We start from the raw sequence: 4,279 nt of genomic DNA on the forward strand, positions 1-4,279 counted from the left end.
CCTGTATCAAGATATGAAGTGTCATTGGATGCCGGAGAATTCACCATGAAGGCGAGACCTGCAGGGATGATCCATGGCCTGAGCTTTCCGAACTCAAAGCGATACTTAGGGGCAAACACTACATTCAGTTCCGAGACGTTGACAGTGGAGGTCTTATAGCCAACTGTTCCGCCTGGTCCGTCATCCTCCAATGCCTCTTCTTTAAGGACACTTGAGGTCTGAAGGACATTTTTATCAGAGAATCTGGCATACTCCACCATGAACTCACCGAGCAGGGTGTTGCCAAACAGCTTTGCCAGCGGTATATCCAGTCCGGCACCAATGACTGCACCGCTGTCTCCATCATTTTTCCCCATAAGTCCGTAGGTATCTGTGAATGCCTGTCCGCCTCTGTCATCCTTCAAATTTGCTGTCCCATATTTATAGAAGACCTGGCTGCCAGACTGGGCAAAACCTGTTCCTGCCAAAAAAAGCCCTGATATAATAATAACAACAAATACAACAAGTTTCTTCATGATCCTGCCTCCTGTTTTAATTGATCTAAATTAACATAATATTAAATAGCTGTCCACCATCGCAGGATCATCACAACCCCTCAGCAGCCTTCTGGGCAGCATCAATCCAGCCTGACAGATCTCCAGCCGCTGTAGTTTTTTGAACGGCCCTCACCACCTTCCCTGTCTCCACCTCAACCATACGAAGGTCAAGACGCATCTGGCCTCCGATAATAAGATAACCGCCGAAAACCATATATCTGGCCCCCATCAACTTACCCAGCTTTAATCGGGTTGCCTCATCAACGAGCGAGGTCGTTCCAAGGTTTAATTCCTTAAGTGCAATAAGCAGGCGCTCTCTCTCGATGACGGTATATTCCCTGTTAGACAGCGTCTCAATAATACGGCCAGAGAGCAGTTCCCCGAGAACGGGCCGAATTGATGTGGAAGGGCTCAAATCCTCCAGGTCCCACACAGCTACTGTAACTTCCCTGGATTCTCTTACAGTAGATGCACAGGAAATGAACAACAGCGGGATAATTAGAAACAGGCAATATAACCCCCCTTTAGAAAAGGGGGGACATAATATTTTGAATGGAATTTTCATCTATATACCTCTGATTACTTCGCCATTGCGGTTTCTATTATCCTTTCCTGAACCTTGTCATCAGCCTTCAGATTCCTTTCCTGTGATATTACACGTACAAAACACATGTCCGGTTCCACGCTGACGACCTCGATTACAGCCACTGATTTAGGCGATGCCTTGAGGGTCTTCCCCTTATATTTCACCGGTTCCTGATCTTCTATAACTTCAAACCTTATACCAGGCACCACACCCTGATTTGAACCAAGATTTACAATAAATTGATCTCCTGAGTCTTTTACTATGTAACCGCGCAGAGGGTACTTTAATATGATGGTTTTAAGTATTTCCCTGTTGAGCTGAAATAGTTCTTTTTCAACTGATACAGGTTCTTCAAACTTTTTGGTAGTCACCTGCGCAATAGCCGATGTTTCGGTATCTATAAGCCTCATGCTTAACATCGTTGAATCGGGCAAATAAAAAATAGCGCCCGTTCCGATCAATCTGGCCGCCAGTATTTTGCCAAGTTTAAGGGCAGTCTCAGGATCTGCGAGATCAGAAGATCCAAGATTTAATTCTTCAAGAAGTCTATCAATGAGAATACGCTCTACTACCTTTACCCTTCCAGAGCTATTCAGGTGATCAGCAAGCTCAGCCATTAAAACAGCAGATAATCCGTCCCTCTCAGATAGTCCACCCTTGTCCTGAAAATCAACAAAAGAAAGCACCATAGGCCGTGATGTCCATGTGTCTTCACTCTTAGGAAAGATACTTTTCTGCGAGCGATATCTTTCTGCCAGATCCTTTACCAGCGCATCAGTTCTTTTCCTGCGATCAGCATCTTTCTGAAAATCTAACATCTCCTGGGCCTTTTTCGCGAGCACCAATGCAAAGGTATCATTCTTGTCAACTTCGAGCGCCTGGCGATAGGACTCAAGCGCCTTGTCCCACTTTCCCTCTTTTTCATATGCAAGACCTTTATTTGTTGTCCCCTCAATATAGTAAGGGTCAATAGCAATTGCCTTGTCATAAAGTTCCTGAGCCTTCTTGTATTCCCCTGAACTGGCATAAAGTCTGCCGAGCTGATTGTACTTTACCCCTTCCTGATAAGGCTCAGCGTCCTTTTTCTTTGCCGCAGTCTGATATTCTTCCTCTGCCTCTTTCTTTTTATTTTGCGAGTAGAGGATGTCCCCCTTAATAACATGCACATAAGACCTGTCCGGAGCCTCCTTCTCCACCTCTCTCACCAATTGAAGAGCCTTTTCAGGCTGATTCTTTCTGGCATAGACTGCTGCCATCCCTTCTTTACCAGCGACTCTTCCCTCTTTCCCTTTTTGAAGTTCATTAAATGATTTTTCTGCCTCTTTAATGTCACCTTCCTTCAAAGCAGCATAACCCTTGATCGCCTTTGCCTTTACATTCTGAGGATTTTTCCTGATCACCTCATCGCTGATAGACTTTGCAAACCTCACATTTTTTCTCTGCAGCTCTGTTTCAGCTACCTTTACAAGCATTGTCTCAGTTGCCTTCCCGCCGCCCTGGAAATAGTCAATTACTTTAATGCCGGGCCCAATAATACAAACAGTAGGCAGGATCATTCCGGCATTATAAAGACTGCTGACTGATGAATTGTCCAGAAGGATCGGGAAACCAAGACCGGTACTCTTTGCGAAACCGGCCACCTTTTCTTTGTCAGATATAGTGATTGCCCACACTGCAAGGTCTGCTCCCTTATACTGTTTTATCAAATTGTTAAGGCTCAATAGTCCTTCCTGACTCGGTCTTGATTCAATATCAAAAAAATACAGTATAGTAAGCTGCTGCTGTTTCATCATTGACAGATCAAAGTTCTTTCCATTTATATCGTGAAGGGAAAATACAGGGGCAGTCTGGCCGGAAGATATCCGGGCATGAGAAACACTGCCGACAAGCATGATACTCATAAAAATCATCATTGAAAAGATACAGCGCTTAATCATTTTATTCATAAGTAAACCCTCCATAAAAAGCTGTTAGATTATTCAATTATTTTCAAAGGTCCTTATTTCCCTGCATTTTCAATTGGAATTAATTCCACAAAGAGCGGTGTCTCGCCTTTGTCTTTTAACTGTACCTGTGCCTCCCAGTCATGGTAATCCGGAAGGGTCATGCGGACCTCATATTTTTCTTCCAGTGAAAGCTCAAGCCGGACAGGGGTTTTCCCCTTGAACATGCCATTAATAAAAACGTTTGCACCCGGCGGCGAGCTTTCTGTTTGAAGATAAGCCGGAACTATTTTCTTTTCAATAGGCGGAGGCGCTGCCTTCCCGAATATTAAATAAGAAGAAATCCCTCCTAATACAACAATGGCTATCACAATTAATAAGACAGGGAATTTATTCTTTTCCTTCCTTTCTGCTGCCGGAATAGCGACTGACGCAGGTTCTTCCTTTTTAATGCAGTCTTTTAATGCCCCTGCCAGCTTTCTTCCTGTCTTGAAACGATCGTCCGGTGATTTCTCCAGGCATTTCATTATAATCGCAGATAACTCTTCCGGGATGGACGGTGATATCTCCCGTATCTCTGAGGGCCTTTCTTTTATGATTGAGTTAAAAACAGAAGCAAGGTTTTCTCCTTTAAAAGGCCTTTTACCAGTGCTCAATTCATACAAGATTATACCAAGGGAAAAGAGATCGGAACGTCCGTCAACCGGTTTGCTCTCAACCTGCTCAGGGGACATGTAAGCGGGTGTACCGAGGATTTCCCCTGCCTGCGTTTGCTGATGCCCTTCAGGATCTTCAATCCGGGCAATGCCGAAGTCTGTGATTTTAAGTCTGCCGTCTGGCCTCACAAGGATGTTGCTCGGTTTGACATCCCTGTGAACGATACCTTTCTGATGTGCGTAATCAAGCGCTTCAGCCACTGTGATTCCAAACTCTATAATCTCTTCAGGACTAAACCTCTTTTTTTTCATAACTTCATTGAGCGACTCTCCCTCAATGAATTCCATGGCAATATAGACGGTGTCTTCTGACTTATCAACGTTATAAACCCTGACAATGTTGGGATGATCAAGCCGGCCCAGGGCCTTTGCCTCAGACAGGAACCTCAATACAAATGCCTCGCTGACCACCCGGTCATGCCGCAGCACTTTCAGGGCTACCTGTATATCAAGATTCGGATCGTGGGACTGGAATACCATGCCCATCGAGCCTTTACC

At 44.7% G+C, this 4,279-nt stretch carries 4 protein-coding genes; all 4 read right to left on the reverse strand.

Going from position 1 to position 4,279, the window contains the following annotated elements; genetic code table 11:
• A partial coding sequence (locus IT392_12835) for a hypothetical protein (GenBank protein ID MCC6545360.1) occupies positions 1-515 on the reverse strand: 515 nt, incomplete at its 3' end.
• A 70-nt stretch (positions 516-585) separates the two neighbouring features.
• Positions 586-1,101, reverse strand: a complete 516-nt coding sequence (locus IT392_12840; protein MCC6545361.1) for a hypothetical protein — start codon at positions 1,099-1,101, stop codon at positions 586-588.
• Positions 1,102-1,115: 14 nt separating this feature from the next.
• The gene (locus IT392_12845) at positions 1,116-3,068 is read right to left on the reverse strand and encodes a tetratricopeptide repeat protein (GenBank protein ID MCC6545362.1); all 1,953 of its coding nucleotides are present in this window, start codon (positions 3,066-3,068) and stop codon (positions 1,116-1,118) included.
• 53 nt (positions 3,069-3,121) lie between these two features.
• A partial coding sequence (locus IT392_12850; protein MCC6545363.1) for a serine/threonine protein kinase occupies positions 3,122-4,279 on the reverse strand: 1,158 nt, incomplete at its 5' end.

This window comes from Nitrospirota bacterium, from assembly GCA_020846775.1.
GTDB lineage: Bacteria > Nitrospirota > 9FT-COMBO-42-15 > HDB-SIOI813 > HDB-SIOI813 > RBG-16-43-11.

Bases quoted from the DNA above. Each gene is read 5' to 3' on its own strand.
- IT392_12840 (MCC6545361.1), bottom strand. From the start codon at position 1,101: ATGAAAATTCCATTCAAAATATTATGTCCCCCCTTTTCTAAAGGGGGG.
- IT392_12845 (MCC6545362.1), bottom strand. From the start codon at position 3,068: ATGAATAAAATGATTAAGCGCTGTATCTTTTCAATGATGATTTTTATG.